We start from the raw sequence: 25,129 nt of genomic DNA on the forward strand, positions 1-25,129 counted from the left end.
CCTGACTCACTCAACGGCGCCGCCGCAGGGCCCTCCAGGCATCACCGACCGCGTACGTGGCCTCCAGTTGCCAGGTCTTCAGTTTGTCCTGCACCTTCGACACGACCTTCCACGACTTCAGCCACAGCGGGAGCTGCCTGAACGGCACGTAGTCGAGGGTGTCGTCGATGGCATGCACTGCCATGCTCCTGCGGCCGGGGCCCTCTGCCCGCAGCGCCGCGTACAGCTCCGGCGTCAGCTCACCGTTGATGCGGGCCGCGGTGCCTGCCGCGGTGAACGCGAACCCACGCTGGGCGACATCCGGCAACCGCATCGCCCGGACGATCCGAGGCGAGGCATCCTCCAGCGGACAGTTGAAGGCCAACCCGATCACCGCTGTTCCGAGATGCCCTTCGCCACGCTCGAACGCCGCGTCCACCTCAGCGGGGTCGTCGATACCCAGCAAGCCCTCGCCGCTTTCCCAGTCCCACTCGGATGCCATGACCGGTCTTCCTCCCCACCCGTCACCCGTCGCACTTGGGCGGAAGCACTTTCTGCTTCTTCTTATTATTGATCATTCCTTCCCTGACCAGCCTGGTCAGGTCGTTCTCCTTGACAGCGTTCGACGGGTACGAGGCCTGCACGTGGCCGTGGTAGATCTCTTTGACGATCTTGCCGTTCTTGTCGGTTTCGAAGCGGTGCCGGTCGAGGACAACGATCTCGTTGTTGACATGATCGACGCCAACACGTCGGAACTTGGCCGGGTTGTTCGGGTCGCCCAGCGGGAGGGACCGGTCCAGCGCGGCCTGACCGTTCGCGGGAGCGCGACCGATTTCGCCCTTGGCCGACGAACTGCTGCTCGAACCATGCTTGTCGTACTCCGAGTCGTCATAGATGCGGACCGGCTCGTCGCCCTCCAGACCGAGCGGGTCGCTCCAGCGCAGAGGATTGCCGACGTACGCGTGGTGGTTCGGGGCGGGGAGCAGGCCCAGCGGGTCGGGTGAGAGGTAGCTCGCCGTGTCCGGGTCGTAGTAGCGGGACAGGTTGTAGTGCAAGCCGGTTTCCGGGTCCCGGTACTGGCCCGGAAAGGCCAGCGGGCACAGGCCGTCGCCACCGTCGATCAGAGACCTGCCCCACAGGCTGGTCGCGGACCGCCAGGCGATCGTGCCGTCCTCCCCGACGAGTTCGCTGGGGGTGCCGACCAGGTCGGTGACGATCGCGTAGAACTGCCTGCCGACTTCTTCCGGGTCGGCGGTACGCCACCGGCTGCGCGTCTGGGCCGCCGCACGGTGGGTGCCCGGCTCCCAGTCCCAGGTGTCGGTCTCGGTGAAGCCGTCCCGGAGCGACTGCTGCTCTACGAGATTGGTGCCGTCCCAGGTGAAGAGAGTCTCCTCGGTGACCGAACCGTCCTCGTTCGACCGGAATTTGGCCGTGCGCCGACCGAGTACGTCATAGCGGTAGCGCCACACCCCCCTGTCCGGCGTCCCGGCCTCGGTGAGCCGGTCCTCGGCGTCCCACACATACGTCCAGATCCGGCGAAGACCGGAGAGGGTCCGTCGGATCACGCGGACCACACGCCCTTGGGCGTCGTGCTCGTACGTGCTGCGGCCCACAGCGGTGATCTTCGTCCCGGAATGCCGGGCCGGGCCCTGCGCGTCCTGTCCGTCGGGGCCAGGGTGGCTGGCTGCGACGAGGTTGCCGAGATCGTCGTAGGCGTAGGTCTCGGTCCAGGTCCGGGCCGACACCCGGGTGACGCGGCCCGCGGGGTCGAGGCCGAACGTACGGGTGCCGGCCAAGCGGTCCGTGACCCGGGTCAGGAAACCGTCCGCGCGGTAGGCGTAGGAACGGGACTGCCGGACGGCCGTGTGACCGGCGCCGATGGTTCCCCGGACGGTCTGCTCGACGAGGCGGTGACCCGCGTCCCAGGACTGCGTGAGCGTGGCAGCCGCGCCCAGACCTCGAACTGTCTCCCGGCCCGCTGCGTCGTACGCGAAGGTCAGCTCGCCGCCCGCGGTGACCAGCGAGGCGGGGAGGCCCGCGGAATCGTACGACCAGTGCGAGGTGGCACCGGAGGGTGTGGTCCGCCGCACCCGTCTGCCCAGCGGGTCGTACGCGCTGGTGACGGTCCGGCCGTCGACGGTCTCGGAGACGATCCGGCCGGCCCTGTCGTATGTGTAGGCGACGCTCCCACGAGGACTCGCGGCTTCGAGAAGACGCCCGGACGGGTCGTAACGCAGCGAGGTGACCGTACCGTCGTCGGTGCGCGAGGTCACCACCCGGCCTGCGGCGTCACGGGTCACGCGTACTGTCTGGCCGGTGCCGTTCGTCCGCTCGACCTGGCGTCCCGTCGGGTCGCAGAGATAGGTGAGGGCGCGGCCCTGGAAGTCCGTCTCGCCGATCAGGGTGCCCGCCGCGTCGTAGCGGTAACTCCACTCGTCGCCCCGTGGGTCGAGCACACCGGTGAGCCGTAGCTCGGAGTCGTGCCTGAAGCGGTAGCGGGTGCCGTCCGGGTCGGTCCTGGCACTGGGCAGGTCGAACGCCCCGTACTCGAACGCGGTGGTGAACCCGCCCGCGTCGCGGTGTTCGGTGAGGTTGCCCTCCGCGTCGTACGACCAGGACTCGCGGCTCCCGTCGGCGCGCTCCCGCCACAGCAGCAGGCCCTCGGCGTTCCAGCCCTGGCGGACGGTCCCGCCCACCGCGTCACGCATCTCCACGACGCGGCCGAAAGCGTCCCTGCGCACGGTGACGACGCTGCCACGCGGATCGACGACCCGCACCGGGAGACCGGCCTTGTCGTTGTCGAAGCGGACGGTGTTGCCGAGCGCGTCGGTCTCGGAGATCCGGTATCCGCGCTCGTCGTAGCCGTACGAACTGACCGCGCCCAACGGGTCGGTGCTGGTGAGCAGGTTGCCCCGGTCGTCGTACGTGCCCTCCCAGCGGGCCCCGTCGGGCTGGACGACGGCTGTCGGCAGGACGCCGTCCCCGTACTCCACGTGAATGCTGGTGCCGTCCGGCCGGTCCATGCGCAGTGGCTGGCCGTACGCGTCCAGAGCGAAACGTGTCGTGTTGCCCAGCTCATCGGTACGGGACAGCAGTCGCCCGTACCTGTCGTGCCGGGTGTGTACGGCAAAGCCCAACGGATCCACGACACGGGTGAGTTGCAGTTGCTCGTCGTAGTGGTACTCGGTGCGGTGGCCGAGACTGTCCGTCATCGTGGTGACGCCCCACACCGCGTCGTACGCGAACTGCGCCGACATCGCGCCGTCCTGGCCCGTGCCGCGCACCACGCGGTCGGTGGCGCCGTCGTACTCGTAGCGGTACCAGCGGTCGTTCCGGTCGGTCCAGGCCGTGATGCGACCGAGTTCGTCGTACGTCAGCCGGTAGGGGCGGCCTTCGGAGTCGGCTATGGCGGCGAGGTGGCGGTCGGGTCCCTCGTAGGAGTAGCTGCGCAGGAGCGTACCGGGGAGTGTGCCGGTCCCGTGGTCGGCGGACTCGCCCCCGATGGAGTCGTTGCCGGTGGGATCGCCTCCGGAAGGTTCCAGGAGGCGCAGGGCTGTGATCCGGCCGTCCTCGGTGTCGACGGCGATGTGATAACCACCGGAGTGGCAGATCGCGACCGGCACGCCTTCGGGGGTCCGCCGGAGTTCGAGACGGTGACCGTTCGGGTCGGTGAGCGCATGAAGCGGAAGTACGACCGCTGTCCCGTTTCCGGCTCCGGCAGCGTCCGGGACGGGAGCAGGGCCGTAATGCCGGGTCAGTCCGGTGACGGGATCGCTGATCGTGACGATGCTGTCGGGGGTTCCGTCCCAGTTCAGGGGACGCTGCGGACCGTAGCCGGGCAGCACCGGGGATCCGGGTTCGGGCACGGGATAGACCTGGAGCATGCCGTCCGCGCCGGCGCAGACCGCACCCTCGGCGTCGAGTTCGAGACGCTCGTCGAAGGTCGACATCCACGCCGGACCGAACCAGAGTCCGGAGCGAAAGCTCGACACGTGATGGCGCTCGATCACCAGAGGGAGCAGTCCTGGCAGACGCACGTCCGTCTGCGACATCAGCATCTCGCCGGTGATCATGTCGACGGGGTCGCCACCCTTGCAGCGCCCGTCCATCGCCTTGCCTGCCTTGGCCTCGTCCCCGGCCCCCGACCGCAACCCCTTGTAGAGGTTCCTCATACGCGGACCGAGCCCCTTGAGCCCTGCGGCCATGCCTTTCATCCCGGCCTTGAGACCTGCAAGTCCTCTGGCGAGGCCACCGAGGGACGTCAAGCCCTTCATTCCGGGGATGCAGTCCAGCGCGGCGAAGGCCACCTCCCATAGGGATGCCTGGCCCTTCATGTACTTGTTGAGGGTGTCGGCGAGGACGACGAGGGCGGCGATGAGCACGATGGCGCCCAGGATGGGCCCGCCAATGATCAGCGCGATGATCCCCAGGACCGCGACGACGACCTTGCAGACGGCGACGATGGTGTCCCAGTTGTCGACGAACCAGTCCCCCACCTCCTCGTACCACTTACGGTTCCGAATCCCCGCGTCGGACGCCTCGTCGAGCTTGCGCTTGGCCTCGCCTGCCGCCTCCTCACGCATCGCGCGGGCGTCGGCGGCCATCTTCTTCGCCGCGTCCAGCGCGCTCTGCGCGGAGGTCACCTCCGACTGGGCCGCGGTGTGGGCGTCCTTGGCGCTCTGCGCGTCCCGGGTGGCGGCCCGCACCTTCGCCTCATCCGGCTTCTCGACGTCCTTGCCGCCGGTGGGATCGTCCTTGTACTTGTCCGCTTCCTTGGTGGCGCGGGTCACCCAGGAGTCGGCGGAGGAGAGCCGGGTCTTGGCCGAGGCGAGGTCGGCCTGGGCCTCGCGCCCCTTGACCAGCGCCTTGTCCGCCAGCGCCTGGGCACGCTCCAGCTTGGGCCAGTACGCCGCCAGCGCATCCCCGGCCAGGTCATAGGACTTCTTCAGCTTCTTCAAGTTCTTCGGCACACCCGAGAACTCGTCCCGGAACACCTCGGCCGTCTTGCCCACCATCGACAGCACGGCGTCCTCGCCCGCCATGCCCTGTACCAGGCGGAGAGCGTCCTGCACGTCGTCGGCGAAATCGTGCAGGCTCTTGGCCAGGGACTTCACCCGGACCGGATCACCAGGCGTCGGATCCCTCTCCAGATCCAGCACATGCCAGTCCGTCGGCCGATACCCCGCCATGCCGCAACCCCCGTCACAACCACCCCGCACGAAACCGTACGCGGCAGCGAATTTACTAGGCGGTTTCGTTCAGATCATCAGGCAGACCACAGGAAGATGCCTGCGATGTGGAGCCCCGCCAGGTCGGCCCGTTCCGGGATCACCGCGCTGAGCATCGGTCAACGGCATACCCGGACCAACGGCCGAAGGACACGGTCCAGGATCGGTGTCGTTCGTCAGGTCGCCGGGCCTGTACGCAGTCGTCGCACGTCCCGCACGAGCGCGTACAAGGTACTGAGAAAGATCACAGCTCCAGCCGCGGTCCAGAGAACCGATGCCCCGGAGCGGTACTCGCGAACGGCGCCGGCGAGCAACACCGTGCCGGCAAGAACGCCGAAGGCCGAGATCAGAGCGCTGATGCGGTTGGTCACACGGACATCATCACCGACAGCCTCGCTCAGCGGGAGTGATCCAAACGAAATCGCCTGGGTGTAGCTGTCTACCGCGTCCAGGAGCTGCCTGTCGGGCCCATCGCACGCGCCCCACAGCAGCCGTGAGGAGTTTCCCCGCCGCACCCCTCCTGTCGGCCGGGTCCCGCTACCTTCGCCCCGCCCGGTCCGGTCCGGTACAGGAGAGGCACGTCCATGAGCTCCCCGGTCCACCGCACCCCGACACGGCAGTCCACGGCCGTCCTGATGTCGGCCTCGCAGCGCCGGGAAGGGAACCGGACCGGGGACCGGGAGGGCCGGGAGCACGTCCGTACGCCCGGCCGAGCGCGCCCTCCTCGACATGCAGTCCCGCGCCGGCAACCGCGACGGTGCAGCGCGCCCGGAACACCGGAGCAGAGAGCGCCGGAGCGAAGGGCGCCAGCGCGAAGAAGAACTACCGCGACCGGATCGCCGGGCTCCTCGACAGGTTCAAGAAGAACCTCGAACCCATCGACACCTTCATCAAGGGCTTCCAGACCCCCACCAACGCGGCCTTCACCCAGCAGGCCGCCGTCACGGCCAACGAGGGCCTCAAGCACTCCGCCGCCGCTTCGGGGACCTCTGCGGCGTCGGGGAACCTCCTCACGGAGGCCGCCGGCACCGTGGTCAGCGGTATGGACGCGTACAAGAACATGAAGGACGCCAAGAAGCACGAGACCGGGGCCCGCCACCACACGGCGCAGAAGAAGGCCAAGACCAAGGGGACCGACGCGGTGGTCGGCGCCGCCAGTTCCGGAAGTTACAGCGCCGCCATCGCCAAGGAAGTGACCAAGGTCCAGAAGGCGGCGGACGCCGCGGTGGCGTCCGAGGCGAGCGGTATCGCCAGCGCCTCCATCGGCGGGATCAAGGGCGCGCGGGCCGTCTTCCGCGTCGGCAAGACGGCCCGCAAGTACAACGAGATCAAGAAACTGGGAGACCCCCACCTCGTCCAGGCAGGGTCCCTGGCCCGGCTGAACGAGGCGAGGGAACAGGCCGGCTGGGCCGCGGCGGAAGCCTACGTCGCGCTGGACGCCTACTGGAACCACGACGGTCGGGAACGCCTGGAACTCGTCTCCGAGGCCATCGACGCCGCCTGGGAGGCGATGGGCGAAGCCCGTGACGCCACCGAGAGCCTCCAGCGCGCCGAAAGGGACGTGGAGAAGCTGAGCACGGCGCAGGCGTACGCGAAGAAGAAGCAGCTCACCAAGATCGGCAAGGAGACGGTCGGCGGCGCGGTGGGCGAGTCCACCAAGGCCGCGGCCGTCGTCGTGACGGCGGTCGCGGCGGGAACAGCCGGACTGGCGAGCAACCCGGTCGGCTGGGGTCTCGCCGGGGCCGGGGCCGGTCTCGTCCTCGGCGTCACCGTGTACAAGGCGCTCCGCGCCGCCACGAAGCGCTACGAGGAGGTCCACCACCCCGACCGCTGGGCGCCGGAGGGCGAGACCCCGGCGGAGGCCGCCTCCCGCAAGGAGTCTCTGAAGCACGCCCTGAAGTTCTGGAAGAAGGTCTCGAAGGGCGAACGCCAGGCCATGGCGCGCGAGATCTACGCCCTGGCGGCGGGTCCCGACATCGCCGGGAGCGGCGGTACGACGGACGAGATGCGGGCGTCCGCCAGGGCCCTGCTCAACGCTCTCAAATCCGGCCCCGCCCAGCACAAGCTGGATGCGGAGGCATGGGCCGAGTCCCTCAACGACCCGGCGAAGACCGCCGGGTGGATCCAGGAGATAGCGGAGCAGTTGGCTTCGGGGTGACGGGACGGCCGGGGAGGACGGAATGCCCCGGAGGACGATCGCTCACCAGCCGGTGAGATCCACCGAATACCGGCAGTGCGGATCGTCCACCGCGTCCGAGGTCCGCCATTCCTCACCCAGCAGTGAAGGCAGCGCCGCCAGGAGGGCTGTCAGTGCACCGCCCGGCCGTACGTCGGCAGCGATCACTCCCACTGCCTCCTCGCTGTCCAGGTAAAGGCGCAACAGGCCCCCTTCCCTGAACAGGAACCCACGCAGACGCACCTCCGGCGGTTCCGCGAAGGAGCGAGCCCAGGGATGGGCGAGGCACCGCAGGAGGGTGGAAGCCCAGTCGTCCGTGGTGAACGGCGCCTCTTCCACCTGCGCCGGGTCGATCAGGTACAGGTCCATCCCCATGACGCTGGTGACCCGGTCCGACGAGTAGATGTGCGTGCCGGTGTGCACGGCGCGCAGCAGGGCGACGACGTCGTGCGCGGTACGCAGTTCCTCACCGGCCCCGAGAGGGATCTCGTACGCGGTCAGCCGGGACGGCACGCACTCGTTCCTATCCCCGAGGACGACTCGGACCGCCGGGGCCCTCGACGGTGCGGGCAGGACTCCCCGTACGTGCTGGTCCTCCAACAAGGATGCGTAGACATGGTCCAGCAAGAGGCCAGCCACTTCCCTCTGGAGGTCCTCGATGTCTTGGGCGTTCTCGTTCACCGTGTCACTCGTTCGCCCTGCCTGTCCGCCTTCTTCACGATGCCGTCGGCAGGGTCCTCACGAACGACGACCAGGCGGAGAGGCCGAGCGTCAGCCGGGGACCGACGGGATTCTTGGAGTCGCGGACATGGATGGTGGCGGGGGTTGCGGCTATCTCGACGCAGTCGTTGATGTCGCCGCTGTCGCTGTAGCTGCTCTTGAACCACTCCAACGCCACCTCAACACAGTCGCCAGGCTCGCCACTGCTGCTGTAGCTGCTCTTGAACCAACGGAGTTCTCTGGCGCTCATAGTTCTCCCAGCGCTCTTTCGATGAAGGCCAGAGACTCCCTCGGCGGGAGAGCCTGCGCCCGGATCATTCCGTACCTCAGTTCAAGGATACGAAGATCCCTGAGATTGGAGACCGGACGGCCATTGAATGCTCCGTCCGAACGTCCGACTGCCGTGCCGTCGACGAACTTCAAGACCTCGATCAACCCCTGCGTTCCGGCGTGCTCCTCCCGATCAGTCGGCATGACCTGAAGCGTGACCTGCCTCAACCGGCCTACCTGCAACAGGTGTTCGAGCTGGCGGCGAAGCACCATTTTCCCACCAAGGGGGCGTTCAAGCGTCACCTGCTCCTGCACGAAACTCATTGTCGGGGCAGGCTCCCGGTCAAAGATCGACTTTCGCGCCATACGCGCGGCGGTTTCCCGCTCCACCACCTCCGGAGCGAGAGCGGGCTGTGTCATCTCGAACAGAGTCCGTGCGTACTCCGGTGTCTGCAACAAGCCGTGGATGTTGTGGCTGCTGTACAACAACACCTCAACCGACCGATCCTCCAGCTTCTTCAGCTCCCGCACCTTCTTCGGATATCGGGCCTTCTCCACGTCCTCCCTGAACGCCTTGAGATGCCCGCCCGCCTTCAGGACCTCGTCCGCCCGGTCCAGGAACTCCGGCCGGGGAATCCGCGCCCCGCGCTCGATCTTGCGGACCATGTCCTCGCCGTACCCAAGGACCTCGCCGAGGTCTGCGACCCGCATCCCGGCCGCCTCCCGGCACATCCTGACCAGGCGTCCCACGGCCTCCACCAACGGCGCGCTCTCGTCCCCCGGTTCGAGGTCCCAGCCCGCCTCGTCCACACCTTCGCTGCTCATGCCCACCCACCTCCAACGCCCACCCGCCCCCGTACGGCACTCAGACAGCCGAGACAGAACGAGACAACGGCGGGACTCTTGCGATACGCACAGTCGTCATCCCAGTTCAGAGTAGACACGCTCCGACACGCTGAGTGACGTGAATGAAGAAACCGTCCGCAACTTCAGCCTGCTCCTCTCCGCCACCCCTCGCGGCGCCCGCCTGGCCCGGCGGCTCACGGCGGAGCAACTGCGCACCTGGGAACTGCCGGTGGACCCGGACCGCGCGGAGCACATCGTGGCCGAACTGGCCGCCAACGCCGCCACGCACGGCCGCGTGCCCGGCCGCGACTTCCGGCTCACGCTGTACGTGGTCGGCGGCACCCTCCGCATCGAGGTGACCGACAGCCGCGGCGACCGGCCCGTGCTCCACTCCCGCCACGGAAGCCCTGCCGACGAGTCGGGGCGCGGCCTCGTCATCGTCGAGGCACTCTCCGACCGCTGGGGCGTCACCTCCGGCAGGCCCCCGCGCAAGACGGTCTGGGCCGAGATCAACGTCGTACCGCAGCCGGCCCCGGCATCCGCCCCCACCGGTCCCGCCGGCCCCGTCGGCCCCGGTCCCCGGATTCTCCCGTCCCGGTAATTCGCCGCCCGGTGCCGCACGGCATCAAAAAGCTTTTCAAGAACTCCAGGAAAGAACCCGACCCAACCCAACCCCGCCCGGCTTTCACCTGACCCGTAGCGGGTCCCGTCAGCACCGCGAACCCGCGTCGCCCACAAGGGTGACAATCGCCAACTCGGCTGGATTTCCATCCGGTTGCCGGGCATATGCTCGCCCGGACCACCCCAGAACATGCGACGGCCCCCGGCCGGGACTGCAATCCCGGTCGAGGGCCTGACCACCGAGGAAGAGAAGAGCCTTCCCCATGGATAAGCAGAACCCTAGCGCGCCTCCTTGCTCCCAGCCCCGCATTCCGCATCCGGATTCACGTCCGCATGCGCGAGGCATCACGCACGTCAACGTCCCCCACACCTCCCGTTTCACGGTGATCGGCAACCACCTCGCCCAGCACGCGCATCTGTCAGGGCTGGCGATCGGGCTCGGCGTCCACATCCAGTCGCTGCCCGCCGGGGCCCGCGTCGACATCAGGACGCTCACGGACCGGTTCCCCGAGGGCGAGGACAGGATCGCGGCGGCCCTGCGGGAGCTGGAGGCGCACGGCTACTTCTCCCGCACCCGGCACCGCCTGCCGAGCGGCCAGGTCGTCACACGGACGGTGTCGTACAACCAGCCGGGAGCCACCCCCTCCGAGGAGCCCCCACCTCGTCCGGCTCCCCGCACGGAGCCGAACCCCGGCCCCACGCCCGCCGCCGCGACCGCTCCCGCCCCCGCCCCCGCCCCCGATCCCGTCGTACAGCCGCCGGACAGCGACGCGCGCCCATCCCCCGCCGCGACCGTTCCCGCCCCCGGTCCCGTCGTACAGCCGCCGGACACCGACGTGCCCCCGGTCCCCGCCACCATCCTCCTCGCCGGCCTGCACCGCGACGACCCCCGGCTGCTCCTCTCCCAACGGGACGTACACCGCCTCGCCCCCGCCGTCAGCACCTGGCTGGACCGCGGCGCCGCCCCCGAAGTCGTACGCCGCACGCTCACTGCGGGCCTCCCCGAAGGGCCCCTCCACCATCCGGCCGGCCTCCTGGCCCACCGCCTCGCCGAACTGCTCCCGCCCCCACTGCCACCGGCCCCGCCGCCCGTACCGGCAGCCGCACGCCCGCTCCCCCTCCGGAACTGCGACGGCTGCGACCGCGCCTTCCGCTCCCCGGAGCCCGGCCTCCGCTGCCGCGACTGCCGTTCCACCGCGTCCGATCTCCTGGAGGCCGCTTAGCGTGAATGCTCACCACGAACTGATCCCTCGCCCCGAGAAAACTCCCGAAGCCCTGCGCGCGGCCCTCGCCGTCATCGCCCCCATCGTCTGGAGGAGATGCAGCTGACGAAGGACGAAGCCTTCGCGAAAGCGGTGGAGTGGCAGTCCCTGACTCCGGTGCAGAGCTGGGTCCTGATGTGGGCCAGGGAGATCGAGATCATCCGCCGCCCTGATCTGTCGGCCCGCTACGCCGACGCGAAGAACAACCTGGAACACGAGGACTCCACGGTCGCGCAGGAAGCCCTGAGAAAACTCAGCGCCGTCCTGGACGAGGCGATGACGGCAGTCCGCGCGTGAGCTGGAAGTGGGAGTACGCCTCCGGCGCGGAGGAAGCCGCCCGCACTGCTCCTACCGCTTTCCTGGCCGACATGGAAAGGCCGCCCGGCACAACGACAACGAGCTCCTCACCGGGCACCAAACTCAGGGAGCGAACTCCATGGCCATCTTCTCGGACGGCACACGGTCCAGCGCTCACCACCGTTACCTGGCAATGCGCGAGTTCCTTGCGGCGATGGACGACACGCTTCCTGGGAAATTCGAGATCACCAAGCAAGGGATCGTCCACGACATGATGTCGCCGGTGAAGCAGCACGGCCTCACGGTGCTGCATCTCCGGAAACGCCTTGAGAAGGTCATGCCGGAGGAGCTGGTGGCCCACACGGGAGAACCCGACGTGGAGGCCGAGCCCGAGGGCATCATGCGCCACCCCGACGTGATGGTGATCGCGATGGCGGACATGGAGGGCGATGGCCCCTTCGACCCCCGTACGCTCATCGCCGCCGTCGAGGTGGTCAGCCGTTCCAACCCGGACAACGACTGGGACGGCAAGATGCGCGACTACCCCCTGCTCGGCATTCCTGTGTACGCGATCTTCGACCCCCGTACCGGCACCGGCGCCGTTCTCACCGACATCCATTCCACCCCCGACGGCCCGCGCTACGCGACCCGCAAGGACTTCCTCTACGGCGAGGACGTCACCATCGCGGAGTGGGCCATCCCGACCGCCGGCCTGCCGCGCTACGAGGACAGGAGGCGACCCACGAGTGACGGCTGACCAGCCAGGCGAGCGGGGCCTGCTCAGCGCACGCGGTAGCTCTCCCGCGGCCCCAGATACGTCGGCGTCAGCCCGCCCGTGTCGATCACCAGCCGCTGCACCACCACCGTCGGATCCACCGTCCAGAACTTCAGCCGGTGCACCCCGGCCGCCCTGATCGTGTGACGCGTTGCCGTGCGGTTGACGTTGTCCGACGTGTTGCGGGCCCACTCCATGTTCATCAGGCCGTCGTCGGCGCCCGTCGCCGTGTGGATGTCGACGATCTGCGGGGCGTCGGCGTCGAACGACACCGCGTACTTCAGCCCGCCCGTCCCCTTCATCCCGCCCGTCGGCAGCGTCGGGTTCCGTGGCGACAGGTACGCCCACACCGTGACCTGCCCCGCCGACAGCAGGCTCACCTCGTACTCCAGGTGCGGCGACGAACCCCCCGGAATCCGCCGCGGCGCCGTCACCGGCCACGGTGTCATCCCGGCCCCCGTGCGCCCGATGCCGTCGATACGCCGCCACTTCCCCACCGAGCGCGCGAAGTGCTCGGCGTCCACGGCGACGTAACCGCCCGCCTCCACGAAGCCCCGCAGGCCGCGACGCCACAGCCCGAGCCCTTGCGGGTCCCGCGCCGCCGGGCGCTCGGTCACCACCCCGACCGTCACCTCCGCGCCCGCCCCCTCCACGGTCACCGACGCCTCCGCCCGCCCCCGTGGGGCCCTCGCCCAGTCCACTGTCAGCACGGCCCGCACCTGCTGCCGTACCCGGCCCCGCGGGCGGTCGACCCGGAGCCACGGCACGGACGCCGTGATCCGGTAGTCGAAGGGCGTACGCCCCCGGTTGAAGACCTCGACGTACTGGTCGGGCCGCGTCTGGTACGGGCTGAACGGTGGAAGCACGGGCCGGTCCGGACCGGGCCCGGTCCCCGGCCACCACTCCTCCGAGCCGTCCACCGCCACCCCCAGCTCCGCCCTCTCCGGCACCTCGATCCGCTTCACCGCGGGGAAGATCTCGTCCGGCAGCGCCACGTCGTCCCGCTCGGGCTGCTGCCAGGGCGCGTTCGGGCCGTACCGCGCCACGTCCCCGTACCCGATGTGCGGCTGCGTCTGGAAGCCCCGCCACTTGCCGCCCGCCACCCGCTTGTTGAAGTGGTCGGCGAGCGCGAAATCGCGGGCCAGGCCCGCCTCCGCCGCGGCCGCCAGGTCGTTCGTCGCGGCGCGGCCCTGGCGGGCGTACAGCAGGTTGGTGAACTCCGCCTCCCTCAGTTCGTACAGGTTGGCCGTCGCCGCCACCTCGTAGCCGACCAGCTCGAACCACGCGTCCTGGTCCGCGGCCGGCAGGCGTCGGCCGATCCGCTCCGCCTCCTCGCCCAGCCGCCGCCACTCCCGCGTGACCCGCTCCAGTTCGCGGTGGTCGAAGTAGAAGGGTGTCTGCTGGTCGTCGTACACGACCCGTCCGTCCACCAGCGTGATGCGGCGGTTCAGCAGTTCGGGCTTGCGCCGCGACTGGAGCTGTCCGTACCGCGCCAGCACCTCGGCGATGTCCTTGGCAAGGTCCCCCGCCCTCGCGCCGGCGAAGTTCTGCCGTGCGTACCGCCGCTCCCACTCCCCCAGCCGCTCCAGCGGCCAGCGCTCCGGGTGCCAGGCGTAGTTCAGGAAGAACTCCGTCGGCAGCTCGTTGCCCTTCAGGTCGCCGACGTTCGTGACCCACAGCTCCCGGTTGCCGTACGCGATCGCCTGGTGGAGCTGGTCCCACAGGTTCGGCAGCGAGGCGGTGTCCACCCACTTGTAGTTGCGGCCGACGCCGACGTAGTCGAAGTGGTAGTACAGGCCGTAGCCGCCGGCCCGCGGGCCCTCCGCCGGATCCGGGTGCTTGCGGATGTTGCCCCAGTTGTCGTCCGTCAGGACGACCGTCACGTCGTCCGGCGCCCGCAGGCCGCGGTCCCAGTAGCGCTGGACCTCCTTGTAGAGCGTCCACACCTGCGGGGTCCGGGACGCCTCGCGGCCGGTGACGTCCTCGATGATCGCCCGCTGGGTCTCGATGATCTCCTGCATCAGTTCGATGCCGTCGCCGTCGGGCAGGCTCGTGTCCCCGTTCCCGCGCATGCCGAGCGTGACGACGCCCTCGAAGCCCTGCTCGACCATGCGCTCGATGCCGTCGCGCCAGTACGCCTTGACGGCCGCCGCGTTCCGCCGGAACGACCACTCTCCCGTGCCGCCGTACGGGTCCCGGCCGGGCGTCACGACGTTCCCCGCGCTGTCGCGCACGGCCGGCACGGCATGCCGGTTCCACTCCTCGATGCCCCGCATCATCGGCGCCTCGTGGGAGGTGCCCATGACGATCCCGTACTCGGCGGCCCGCCGGTGGTTCTCCGGGTCGTCCTCCGCGAACGCCCGCCCCCACACCGCCGGCCACAGGTAGTTCGCCTTCAGCCGCAGCAGCACCTCGAAGACCCTGGCGTAGAAGTCCGCGGTGAAGCCGCCGGGGTGTCCTGGCGCCTTGCCCGGTCCGAAGTACGCGGGTGCCCACGTCCCGAGCGCCGGGTTCTCGTCGTTGATGAAGACGCCGCGGTACTTCACCGCCGGTGTGCCCTGGCTGAAGCGCCCCGGCAGCACGTACACCTCGCTGCGCCGGACCGGCCGTACGTCGTCCCACCAGTACCAGGGCGAGACCCCGAGCCCGTACGAGACGTCGTACGCCCCGAAGATCGTGCCGCGCGGGTCGCTGCCGGCGACGACGAACGCCCGCTCCACGCCCGGCATCGGCTGGTCGACCACGGTCTGGAGCGAGGTCTCCCACGCGCCCCGGACCCCGTCGACGTCGAGTTTCCCGGCCTCGATCAGCCCGTCGATCAGCGGGCTGCGCCCGATCGTCCCCACCAGGACGGCCTCGCGGGCGACCGTGTCACCCGGCCGCGTCCCGGTGACCCGCTCGATGTCGTCGCGCAGGTCGCCGGCCGCCCGTACGACTCCGGGGTGGTCGTCGGCGTCGACCACGACCGGGGCACCCACCAGCCGGAAGGCGTCCGACCGCGGCGAGAAGGAGAGGTACGCGCCCGGATCCGTCGCGGTCCACGAGACGTCCCGCGCCGCCGCGGTCCACGGGACGTCCTGCGCCCTCGCGACCCCGGGCATCCCCGGCAGCGCCGTCAGCCCGGTCCCCGCTCCGAGAGCTCCCAGCGTTCCCAGCGCAGCTCTACGGCTGATCTCACCAGACATGCCCCACCCCTCGAACGTGTCACGTGTGTCGCACGTGCCGTATGACAAACGGTGGCGGGAGGGACTGCTGAGGGGAACGGGTCGTCACCGCCGAACAGTTTCGTGACGAATCATTTCGACGCGTTCGGTAAGAGGGCTGGCACAGCGAAGGGGCCCGTACGACCGGAGTCGTACGGGCCCCTTCAGGAGCTCAGCTGGTGCTGGAGCTACCAGGCATCAAGCCCAACAGGTAAGGAAGACTTACTTGTTGATCTTGGTGACCTGGCCGGCGCCCACGGTCCGGCCACCCTCGCGGATGGCGAACTTCAGGCCCTCTTCCATGGCGACGGGCTGGATGAGCTCGACGGTCATCTCGGTGTTGTCGCCCGGCATGACCATCTCGGTGCCCTCGGGGAGGGTCACGACGCCGGTCACGTCCGTGGTGCGGAAGTAGAACTGGGGACGGTAGTTGTTGAAGAACGGCGTGTGACGGCCGCCCTCGTCCTTGGACAGGATGTACGCCTGCGCCTCGAACGAGGTGTGCGGGGTGACCGAGCCGGGCTTGATGATGACCTGGCCGCGCTCGACGTCCTCGCGCTTGATGCCACGGAGGAGCAGACCGACGTTCTCACCGGCCTGACCCTCGTCGAGCAGCTTGCGGAACATCTCGATGCCGGTGACCGTGGTGGTGGTCTTGTCCTGCTTGATACCGACGATGTCGACGGTCTCGTTGACCTTGAGGACACCACGCTCGATACGGCCGGTGACGACCGTACCGCGACCGGTGATCGTGAAGACGTCCTCGATGGGCATGAGGAACGGCTTGTCGACGTCACGCTCGGGCTGCGGGATGGACTCGTCGACGGCCTTCATCAGCTCGAGGACGGACTTGCCCCACTCCTCGTCGCCCTCGAGGGCCTTGAGCGCCGAGACCTTGACGACCGGCAGGTCGTCGCCCGGGAACTCGTACTCGGAGAGGAGCTCACGGACCTCGAGCTCGACGAGCTCCAGGATCTCCTCGTCGTCCACCATGTCGGCCTTGTTCAGGGCGACGACGATGTACGGAACGCCGACCTGGCGGGCCAGGAGCACGTGCTCCTTGGTCTGCGGCATCGGGCCGTCCGTGGCGGCGACCACGAGGATGGCGCCGTCCATCTGCGCCGCACCCGTGATCATGTTCTTGATGTAGTCCGCGTGACCGGGGCAGTCGACGTGGGCGTAGTGACGCGTCTCGGTCTGGTACTCGACGTGCGCGATGGAGATGGTGATACCGCGCTGGCGCTCTTCGGGAGCCTTGTCGATCTGGTCGAAGGCCGAGGCCTCGTTCAGGTCCGGGTACGCGTCGTGCAGCACCTTGGTAATGGCGGCCGTGAGGGTCGTCTTACCGTGGTCGATGTGACCGATGGTGCCGATGTTGACGTGCGGCTTAGTCCGCTCGAACTTTGCCTTCGCCACTGAATCCTCCTGCGGAGTGGTTCTGGTACGCCTTACTCATCGGCGCCAGGATGATCTTTGCTGGGGTGCCGCCCGCCGGGATCCTCCCCGGCCGGGACGATCTCTCGTCCTCTGCCGGTTCGGAGGCCCTGCGGTCGGTGTCAAGCCTAAAGCGTGCAAACGGCGTGCGTTACTCGCCCTTGGCCTTCGCGATGATCTCCTCGGCGACGTTCCGGGGAACCTCGGCGTAGGAGTCGAACTGCATCGAGTAGCTTGCGCGACCCGAGGTCTTGCTGCGGAGGTCGCCGACGTAGCCGAACATCTCCGAGAGGGGCACGAGGCCCTTCACGACGCGGGCACCGGCACGCTCCTCCATGGCCTGGATCTGGCCACGGCGGGAGTTGATGTCGCCGATGACCTCGCCCATGTAGTCCTCGGGCGTGGTGACCTCGACGGCCATCATCGGTTCGAGGAGCACGGGGCTGGCCTTGCGGGCGGCCTCCTTGAAGGCCTGCGAACCGGCGATCTTGAACGCCAGCTCGGAGGAGTCGACCTCGTGGTAGGCGCCGTCGAGAAGCGTGATGCGGACACCCGTCATCTCGTACCCGGCGAGGATGCCGAACTGCATGGCCTCCTGCGCACCGGCGTCCACCGACGGGATGTACTCCCGCGGGATACGGCCACCGGTCACCTTGTTCACGAACTCGTACGCCGGACCGTCGGTCTCGGTGATCGGCTCGATCGCGATCTGCACCTTGGCGAACTGACCGGTACCACCGGTCTGCTTCTTGTGGGTGTAGTCCACGCGCTCGACGGCCTTGCGGATCGTCTCACGGTAGGCGACCTGCGGCTTGCCGACGTTGGCCTCGACCTTGAACTCACGGCGCATACGGTCGACCAGCACCTCCAGGTGCAGCTCGCCCATACCACCGATGATGGTCTGGCCGGTCTCCTCGTCCGAGTGAACCTGGAAGGAGGGGTCCTCCTCCGCGAGACGCTGGATGGCGACACCCAGCTTCTCCTGGTCACCCTTGGACTTGGGCTCGATGGCGACCTGGATGACCGGCGCCGGGAAGTCCATGGACTCCAGGATCACCGGGCTCTTGTCGTCGGACAGCGTCTCACCGGTGGTGGTCTGCTTCAGGCCCATCACGGCGACGATGTCGCCGGCGCCCACCGCCTCGATCTCCTCACGCTTGTTCGCGTGCATGCGGTAGATCTTGCCGATGCGCTCCTTCTTGCCCTTGACGGAGTTCAGCACGGCGGTGCCGGACTCCAGGCGGCCCGAGTACACCCGGACGAAGGTGAGCTTGCCCAGGTGCGGGTCGCTCATGATCTTGAACGCGAGCGCGGAGAGCGGCTCGTCGACCGACGGCTTGCGCTTGACGACGACCTCGGGGTCCTTGACGTCGTGGCCTTCGATGGCCTCCACGTCGAGGGGGGTCGGCAGGTAGCGCACGACCGCGTCGAGCAGGGGCTGGACGCCCTTGTTCTTGAACGCGGTGCCGCAGAACACCGGGGTGACCGTGGTGTCGCTGGACTTGCCGGACGCGATGGTGATGCGACGGATCGCGGCGTACAGCTGCTCCTCGGTGGGCTCCTGGCCCTCCAGGTACAGCTCCATGATCTCTTCGTCGTTCTCCGCGACGGCCTCGATCAGCAGACCGCGGTACTCCTCGGCGGCCTCGGTGTGCGTGGCCGGGATGTCGACGACGTCGTACATCTCGCCCTTCGCCGCCTCGGCGGACCACACGAGCGCCTTCATGCGGACCAGGTCCACGACGCCCTTGAAGTCGGCCTCGGCACCGATCGGGAGCTGCATGACCAGGGGCTGCGCACCGAGGCGGTCCTTGATCATGTCGACGCAGCGGTGGAACTCCGCGCCGGTCCGGTCGAGCTTGTTCACGAAGCAGATGCGCGGCACGCCGTAACGGTCGGCCTGACGCCACACCGTCTCGGACTGCGGCTCGACACCCGCCACACCGTCGAACACGGTGACGGCACCGTCGAGGACGCGGAGCGAACGCTCCACCTCGACCGTGAAGTCGACGTGCCCGGGGGTGTCGATGATGTTGATGGTGTAGTCGTCGTCCTCGAGCGGCCAGTGACAGGTGGTCGCAGCAGAGGTGATCGTGATGCCACGCTCCTGCTCCTGCTCCATCCAGTCCATGGTGGCAGCGCCGTCGTGGACCTCACCGATCTTGTAGCTGACGCCGGTGTAGAAGAGGATCCGCTCGGTGGTGGTCGTCTTGCCCGCGTCGATGTGGGCCATGATCCCGATGTTGCGGACCTTGGCCAGGTCAAGTGAAGTGGTAGCCATGAGGCTTCGGTCTTCTCTCGGTCTCGATGGGGGGAGCGACTACCAGCGGTAGTGCGCGAAGGCCTTGTTGGACTCGGCCATCTTGTGGGTGTCCTCGCGCTTCTTCACAGCGGCACCGAGGCCGTTGGACGCGTCGAGAAGTTCGTTGAGCAGACGCTCGGTCATGGTCTTCTCGCGACGGGCGCGGGAGTAGCCGACCAGCCAGCGCAGCGCCAGGGTGCTCGCGCGGCCGGGCTTGACCTCTACCGGCACCTGGTAGGTGGCGCCACCGACACGGCGGGACTTGACCTCAAGCGTGGGCTTGATGTTCTCCAGCGCGCGCTTCAGCGTGATGACCGGGTCGTTGCCGGTCTTCTCGCGCAGGCCCTCCATGGCGCCGTACACGATGCGCTCGGCGGTGGAGCGCTTGCCGTTCAGCAGCACCTTGTTGATCAGGGAGGTGACAAGAGGAGAACCGTAGACCGGGTCGATGATGACCGGGCGCTTCGGGGCGGGGCCCTTACGAGGCATTCTTACTTCTCCTTCTTGGCGCCGTAGCGGCTGCGGGCCTGCTTGCGGTTCTTGACACCCTGGGTGTCCAGGGAACCTCGGATGATCTTGTAGCGAACACCCGGCAGGTCCTTCACACGGCCGCCGCGCACGAGCACGATCGAGTGCTCCTGCAGGTTGTGTCCCTCACCCGGAATGTAAGCGGTGACTTCGATCCCACTGGTCAGACGCACACGCGCGACCTTGCGCAGGGCCGAGTTCGGCTTCTTCGGGGTGGTCGTGAACACACGCGTGCAGACGCCGCGCCGCTGGGGCGAACCCTCGAGTGCGGGCGTCTTGTTCTTCTCGACCTTGTCCTGCCGGCCCTTCCGGACCAGCTGCTGGATCGTAGGCACTACTTCTCCGGTTTCTGTGTGCCGAATGGTGAAGCTAACCTGGAACATCTCCGACCCACGCGGTCGGGTGTGTCGAATACTGCGGATTCCCGCCGCGAGGCAGGAGGGGCGCAGATTGCGGTGGCCGGTGACGACTCCCCTAGTGCGGTTGAAGGCACGCACGGGAGCCAGGGCACACCCCAGGCACAAGGTCTGAGCGTACCTACCTCATAGGCTGCGGTCAAAACAAATGGGCCGCACCCCTTCCCCTGAGCGGCTCATGCCAACCCACCGCCTCCGCGGCGGTCCCCGCCAGGACGCCCGCGGGACACCCTCAGGGCACTCCCAGGGCACTGCGGGGACACCCCCGGGGCGCCCCCGGGCCAGGTCAGCCCACCAGAGCCGCCACGAACAACAGGGTCAGCATCAGCGCCCACCCCGCGATGGACAGCCAGCCGAGGACCAGCCCGGTCATCGCGAGACCTTCGCCACTTTCGCCCGTACGCCGCATCTCGGAGCGGGCCGTGTGCCCCAGGATCACCGCGGGAACCCCGGTGAACCCGCCCGTCACCAGGCAGAGCCCACCGCAGATCGCCGCTCCGACGGCCTTGTCGTTCGTCTTGGGCGGTGCCGGCGCGGGCAGGAACGCCCGTGGTACGGGTCCGGGTACGGGTCCGGTGACCGCTGGAAGCGCCATGGGCCCCTGCGGGAGGTCGGACACCAGCAGAGTCAGTTCGCCCACCGTACGGGCCGCGTACGCCCGCGCCACCCGCTTCTCGAACTCGGACTGCTGCATCCGGCCCTCGGCGAACCCGGCTCTGAGCACGTCCACGGCGCGCTCACGGTCGGCGGTCGAGGCAAGCATCGACTGACCGGACTGACCGGACTGACCGGCCTGATCCGGCCAGGGGCGCGGCTGGTTCCACCCCTGACCCGGCTGCCACGGCGACGGGTACGACACGGAAGCACCTCCCCCGGACGGACTGGCTCTTCATCATGCTTCAACGCGGCAATACGGGCGCGGGTTCCCGCACCACCCATGTCAGGAATTCCCGACGCCACAGGGGCCTGTACGGTTCCCGACCCTGCCGAAGGGGGCGGCCCCGGTCCCGGGCGGCCGGCCGGAAACGCCGAAGGGCGGCCACCCCCGAGGGGGTGGCCGCCCTTCCGACCCGAGCGCCCTAGCCGGTCAACCGGCTCGGGCGACCCGCCTACTGGTTGTACGGACCGTAGTCGTAGTCCTCCAGCGGAACGGCCTGGCCGGAGCCCGTGCCGAACGGCGAGTAGTCGATGTCGTCGTAGCCGACGGCCGAGTACATCGCGGCCTTGGCCTCCTCGGTCGGCTCGACCCGGATGTTGCGGTAGCGGGACAGGCCCGTACCGGCCGGGATGAGCTTACCGATGATGACGTTCTCCTTGAGGCCGATCAGGGAGTCGGACTTGGCGTTGATCGCCGCGTCCGTCAGCACCCTGGTCGTCTCCTGGAAGGACGCCGCCGACAGCCACGACTCGGTGGCGAGCGAGGCCTTGGTGATACCCATCAGCTGCGGACGGCCGGAGGCCGGGTGGCCGCCTTCCTGGACCACACGACGGTTCTCGGTCTCGAACTTCGACCGCTCGACGAGCTCGCCGGGCAGCAGCTCCGCGTCGCCCGACTCGATGATCGTCACACGGCGCAGCATCTGCCGGATGATGATCTCGATGTGCTTGTCGTGGATCGACACGCCCTGCGAGTTGTAGACCCGCTGGACCTCGCCGACCAGGTGGACCTGGACGGCACGCTGACCCAGGATGCGCAGCACGTCGTGCGGGTTGGTGGCACCCACGGTGAGCTTCTGGCCCACCTCGACGTGCTCGCCCTCGCTGACCAGGAGACGGGCGCGCTTCGAGATCGGGAACGCCGTCTCGTCGCTGCCGTCGTCCGGGGTGACCACGAGCTTCTTGGTCTTCTCGGTCTCCTCGATCCGCACGCGGCCGGAGGCCTCGGAGATCGGGGCGACACCCTTGGGCGTACGGGCCTCGAAGAGCTCGACGACACGGGGCAGACCCTGGGTGATGTCGTCACCGGCCACACCACCGGTGTGGAAGGTACGCATCGTCAGCTGGGTACCGGGCTCACCGATGGACTGGGCGGCGATGATGCCGACCGCCTCACCGATGTCGACCAGCTTGCCGGTGGCCAGCGAACGGCCGTAGCACATGGCGCAGGTGCCGACGGCGGACTCGCAGGTCAGGACCGAGCGGGTCTTGACCTCCTCGATGCCGTGCTTGACCAGCTCGTCGATGAGGACGTCGCCGAGGTCGGTGTTGGCCGGGGCCAGCACCCGCCCGTCGACGGTGATGTCCTCGGCCAGCGCACGTGCGTACACGCTGGTCTCGACGTTCTCCGCCTTGCGCAGGACGCCGTCGGCGCCGCGCTCGGCGATCGACAGGCGCAGGCCGCGGTCGGTGCCGCAGTCCTCCTCGCGGATGATGACGTCCTGCGAGACGTCCACCAGACGACGGGTGAGGTAACCCGAGTCGGCGGTACGCAGGGCGGTGTCCGCCAGACCCTTACGGGCACCGTGCGTGGAGATGAAGTACTCCAGGACGGACAGGCCCTCGCGGAAGGACGCCTTGATGGGACGCGGGATCGTCTCGTTCTTGGCGTTCGACACCAGACCGCGCATACCGGCGATCTGACGCATCTGCATCATGTTTCCGCGCGCGCCGGAGTTCACCATCATGGAGACCGGGTTGGTCTTCGGGAAGTTCGCGTTCATCGCCTCGGCGACCTCGTTGGTCGCCTTGGTCCAGATCGCGATGAGCTCCTGCGTGCGCTCGTCCTTGGTGATCAGACCGCGCTCGTACTGCTTCTGGACCTTCTCGTCCTGGTCCTCGTACCCCTTGACGATCTCGCGCTTCGCGTCGGGGACGACGATGTCGGAGATGGCCACGGTGACGCCGGAACGGGTCGCCCAGAAGAAGCCGGAGGCCTTCAGGTTGTCGAGCGTCGCCGCCACGATGACCTTGGGGTACCGCTCGGCGAGGTCGTTGACGATCTCGGAGAGCTGCTTCTTGCCGACCTCGTAGTCGACGAAGGGGTAGTCCTCGGGCAGCAGCTCGTTGAAGAGCGCGCGGCCCAGGGTGGTGTTCAGGCGGAACGTGTCGCCCTGCTGCCACTCCCGCTCGCCGACGGCGTCGTCGCCCTCCTCGCGGGCCGGCGGGGTCCAGCCGCGCGGCGGGATGGTGCCCACCGGGAAGCGGATGTCCACGCGCGACTGCAGCGAGAGCTCGCCGGCGTCGAACGCCATGATCGCCTCGGCCGTGGAGCCGAACGACCGGCCCTCGCCCTTGACGTCCCGCAGTTCGCCGTCGGTGGTGAGGAAGAACAGACCGAGGACCATGTCCTGGGTCGGCATCGTCACCGGACGGCCGTCGGCGGGCTTGAGGATGTTGTTCGAGGACAGCATCAGGATGCGCGCCTCGGCCTGCGCCTCCGCGGAGAGCGGCAGGTGCACGGCCATCTGGTCACCGTCGAAGTCCGCGTTGAACGCGGTGCAGACGAGCGGGTGGATCTGGATGGCCTTGCCCTCGACCAGCTGCGGCTCGAATGCCTGGATGCCGAGGCGGTGCAGGGTGGGAGCACGGTTCAGCAGCACCGGGTGCTCGGCGATGACCTCTTCGAGGACGTCGTACACGACGGTGCGGCCGCGCTCCACCATGCGCTTGGCGCTCTTGATGTTCTGCGCGTGGTTCAGGTCCACCAGGCGCTTCATCACGAACGGCTTGAAGAGCTCCAGCGCCATCGCCTTCGGCAGACCGCACTGGTGCAGCTTGAGCTGCGGACCGACGACGATCACGGAACGCGCGGAGTAGTCCACGCGCTTGCCGAGGAGGTTCTGGCGGAAACGGCCCTGCTTGCCCTTGAGCATGTCGCTCAGGGACTTCAGCGGACGGTTGCCGGGACCGGTGACCGGGCGACCGCGACGACCGTTGTCGAAGAGGGCGTCCACGGCCTCCTGGAGCATGCGCTTCTCGTTGTTCACGATGATCTCGGGCGCGCCGAGGTCGAGAAGCCGCTTCAGGCGGTTGTTGCGGTTGATCACACGGCGGTACAGGTCGTTCAGGTCGGAGGTCGCGAAGCGGCCACCGTCCAGCTGCACCATCGGGCGGAGGTCCGGCGGGATGACCGGCACGCAGTCCAGCACCATGCCCTTGGGGCTGTTGCTGGTCTGCAGGAACGCGGAGACGACCTTGAGGCGCTTGAGCGCACGGGTCTTCTTCTGGCCCTTGCCGGTACGGATGATCTCGCGGAGGCGCTCGGCCTCCTCCTCCAGGTCGAAGGACTCCAGGCGCTTCTGCAGCGCCGCGGCACCCATCGAACCGTCGAAGTACGTGCCGAAGCGGTCCCGCAGCTCGCGGTAGAGCAGCTCGTCGCCTTCGAGGTCCTGGACCTTGAGGTTCTTGAAGCGGGTCCACACCTCGTCGAGACGGTCGATCTCGCGCTGCGCACGGTCGCGCAGCTGCTTCATCTCACGCTCGGCGCCCTCGCGCACCTTGCGGCGCACGTCGGCCTTGGCGCCCTCGGCCTCCAGCTCGGCCAGGTCGGTCTCGAGCTTCTTGGCGCGGGCCTCCAGGTCGGAGTCGCGGCGGTTCTCCACCTGCTGGCGCTCGACGGAGACGTGCGCCTCCAGCGAGGGCAGGTCGCGCGTACGGCGCTCGTCGTCGACGTACGTGATCATGTACGCGGCGAAGTAGATGACCTTCTCGAGGTCCTTCGGAGCGAGGTCGAGCAGGTAGCCAAGACGCGACGGAACGCCCTTGAAGTACCAGATGTGGGTGACGGGAGCGGCAAGCTCGATGTGACCCATCCGCTCACGACGCACCTTGGCGCGAGTGACCTCGACGCCGCAGCGCTCGCAGATGATGCCCTTGAAGCGGACGCGCTTGTACTTGCCGCAGTAGCACTCCCAGTCCCGGGTCGGACCGAAGATCTTCTCGCAGAAGAGTCCGTCCTTCTCGGGCTTGAGGGTGCGGTAGTTGATGGTCTCCGGCTTCTTGACCTCGCCGTGGGACCACTGACGGATGTCGTCAGCGGTAGCAAGGCCGATCCGCAGCTCGTCGAAGAAGTTGACGTCGAGCACTTGTCGTCAATCCCTCTTTCGGGGTCGATTCTTCACTGGTCTGACTGG

General features: G+C 68.4%; 18 protein-coding genes. 5 read left to right on the top strand and 13 right to left on the bottom strand.

Annotated features, from left to right (window positions below):
* Positions 1–10: 10 nt before the first annotated feature.
* The 3 genes from KM933_RS17120 to KM933_RS17130 all read right to left on the bottom strand — a co-directional run bounded on the left by KM933_RS17120 (position 11) and on the right by KM933_RS17130 (position 5,578).
* Complete coding sequence (locus KM933_RS17120) at positions 11–481, bottom strand: hypothetical protein (RefSeq protein ID WP_221353039.1); 471 nt, start codon at positions 479–481, stop codon at positions 11–13.
* Between the two features lie 22 nt (positions 482–503).
* On the bottom strand, positions 504–5,168 hold the full coding sequence (locus KM933_RS17125) for a DUF6531 domain-containing protein (protein ID WP_430727330.1): 4,665 nt from the start codon (positions 5,166–5,168) through the stop codon (positions 504–506).
* A gap of 215 nt (positions 5,169–5,383) precedes the next feature.
* Positions 5,384–5,578, bottom strand: a complete 195-nt coding sequence (locus KM933_RS17130; protein WP_221353043.1) for a hypothetical protein — start codon at positions 5,576–5,578, stop codon at positions 5,384–5,386.
* Between the two features lie 386 nt (positions 5,579–5,964).
* Here KM933_RS17130 and KM933_RS17135 point away from each other — a divergent pair, with 386 nt between their 5' ends.
* Entirely contained in the window at positions 5,965–7,365 is a 1,401-nt protein-coding gene (locus KM933_RS17135; RefSeq protein ID WP_260333674.1) for a hypothetical protein, read from the top strand.
* A 42-nt stretch (positions 7,366–7,407) separates the two neighbouring features.
* On the opposite strand, the gene KM933_RS39385 is transcribed toward KM933_RS17135, so the two are convergent.
* The 3 genes from KM933_RS39385 to KM933_RS17150 form a co-directional block, all read right to left on the bottom strand.
* Positions 7,408–7,896, bottom strand: a complete 489-nt coding sequence (locus KM933_RS39385; RefSeq protein WP_260333675.1) for a hypothetical protein — start codon at positions 7,894–7,896, stop codon at positions 7,408–7,410.
* Positions 7,897–8,098: 202 nt separating this feature from the next.
* Positions 8,099–8,353, bottom strand: a complete 255-nt coding sequence (locus KM933_RS17145) for a DUF397 domain-containing protein (protein WP_221353046.1) — start codon at positions 8,351–8,353, stop codon at positions 8,099–8,101.
* Positions 8,350–9,198: a helix-turn-helix domain-containing protein gene (locus KM933_RS17150; RefSeq protein ID WP_221353048.1), complete on the bottom strand. Its 849-nt coding sequence runs from the start codon at positions 9,196–9,198 to the stop codon at positions 8,350–8,352. Before KM933_RS17150 ends, KM933_RS17145 begins: the two co-directional genes overlap by 4 nt.
* Before the next feature lie 139 nt (positions 9,199–9,337).
* Between KM933_RS17150 and KM933_RS17155 the strand changes: the two genes are divergently transcribed.
* The 4 genes from KM933_RS17155 to KM933_RS17170 all read left to right on the top strand — a co-directional run bounded on the left by KM933_RS17155 (position 9,338) and on the right by KM933_RS17170 (position 12,156).
* Positions 9,338–9,820, top strand: a complete 483-nt coding sequence (locus KM933_RS17155) for an ATP-binding protein (protein ID WP_221353050.1) — start codon at positions 9,338–9,340, stop codon at positions 9,818–9,820.
* Between the two features lie 283 nt (positions 9,821–10,103).
* Positions 10,104–11,063, top strand: a complete 960-nt coding sequence (locus tag KM933_RS17160; RefSeq protein WP_221353052.1) for a helix-turn-helix domain-containing protein — start codon at positions 10,104–10,106, stop codon at positions 11,061–11,063.
* 96 nt (positions 11,064–11,159) lie between these two features.
* A complete protein-coding gene (locus tag KM933_RS17165) occupies positions 11,160–11,399 on the top strand; it encodes a hypothetical protein (RefSeq protein WP_260333676.1) in 240 nt (79 codons plus the stop codon).
* 139 nt (positions 11,400–11,538) lie between these two features.
* Positions 11,539–12,156 carry a Uma2 family endonuclease gene (locus KM933_RS17170; RefSeq protein ID WP_221353054.1) on the top strand — a complete coding sequence of 206 codons (618 nt, stop codon included), beginning with the start codon at positions 11,539–11,541 and terminating at the stop codon, positions 12,154–12,156.
* Positions 12,157–12,179: 23 nt separating this feature from the next.
* Here KM933_RS17170 and KM933_RS17175 read toward each other — a convergent pair whose 3' ends face one another.
* The 7 genes from KM933_RS17175 to KM933_RS17205 all read right to left on the bottom strand — a co-directional run bounded on the left by KM933_RS17175 (position 12,180) and on the right by KM933_RS17205 (position 25,081).
* Positions 12,180–15,359 (bottom strand): glycosyl hydrolase 115 family protein, encoded by a 3,180-nt coding sequence (locus tag KM933_RS17175; protein ID WP_221353056.1) that lies wholly within the window; start codon positions 15,357–15,359, stop codon positions 12,180–12,182.
* 240 nt (positions 15,360–15,599) lie between these two features.
* The gene (gene tuf, locus KM933_RS17180) at positions 15,600–16,793 is read right to left on the bottom strand and encodes an elongation factor Tu (RefSeq protein ID WP_221353058.1); all 1,194 of its coding nucleotides are present in this window, start codon (positions 16,791–16,793) and stop codon (positions 15,600–15,602) included.
* 169 nt (positions 16,794–16,962) lie between these two features.
* Entirely contained in the window at positions 16,963–19,092 is a 2,130-nt protein-coding gene (gene fusA / locus KM933_RS17185) for an elongation factor G (RefSeq protein ID WP_221353060.1), read from the bottom strand.
* A 39-nt stretch (positions 19,093–19,131) separates the two neighbouring features.
* Positions 19,132–19,602, bottom strand: a complete 471-nt coding sequence (gene rpsG, locus KM933_RS17190; RefSeq protein WP_030345396.1) for a 30S ribosomal protein S7 — start codon at positions 19,600–19,602, stop codon at positions 19,132–19,134.
* Positions 19,603–19,604: 2 nt separating this feature from the next.
* A complete protein-coding gene (gene rpsL / locus KM933_RS17195; protein WP_003948652.1) occupies positions 19,605–19,976 on the bottom strand; it encodes a 30S ribosomal protein S12 in 372 nt (123 codons plus the stop codon).
* Between the two features lie 367 nt (positions 19,977–20,343).
* The gene (locus KM933_RS17200) at positions 20,344–20,916 is read right to left on the bottom strand and encodes a DUF1707 and DUF4190 domain-containing protein (RefSeq protein ID WP_430727331.1); all 573 of its coding nucleotides are present in this window, start codon (positions 20,914–20,916) and stop codon (positions 20,344–20,346) included.
* Positions 20,917–21,166: 250 nt separating this feature from the next.
* A complete protein-coding gene (locus KM933_RS17205; RefSeq protein WP_221353064.1) occupies positions 21,167–25,081 on the bottom strand; it encodes a DNA-directed RNA polymerase subunit beta' in 3,915 nt (1,304 codons plus the stop codon).
* Positions 25,082–25,129: the final 48 nt, after the last annotated feature.

The sequence above is a fragment of the Streptomyces beigongshangae genome (assembly GCF_019710745.1).
GTDB classification, from domain to species: Bacteria; Actinomycetota; Actinomycetes; order Streptomycetales; family Streptomycetaceae; genus Streptomyces; species Streptomyces beigongshangae.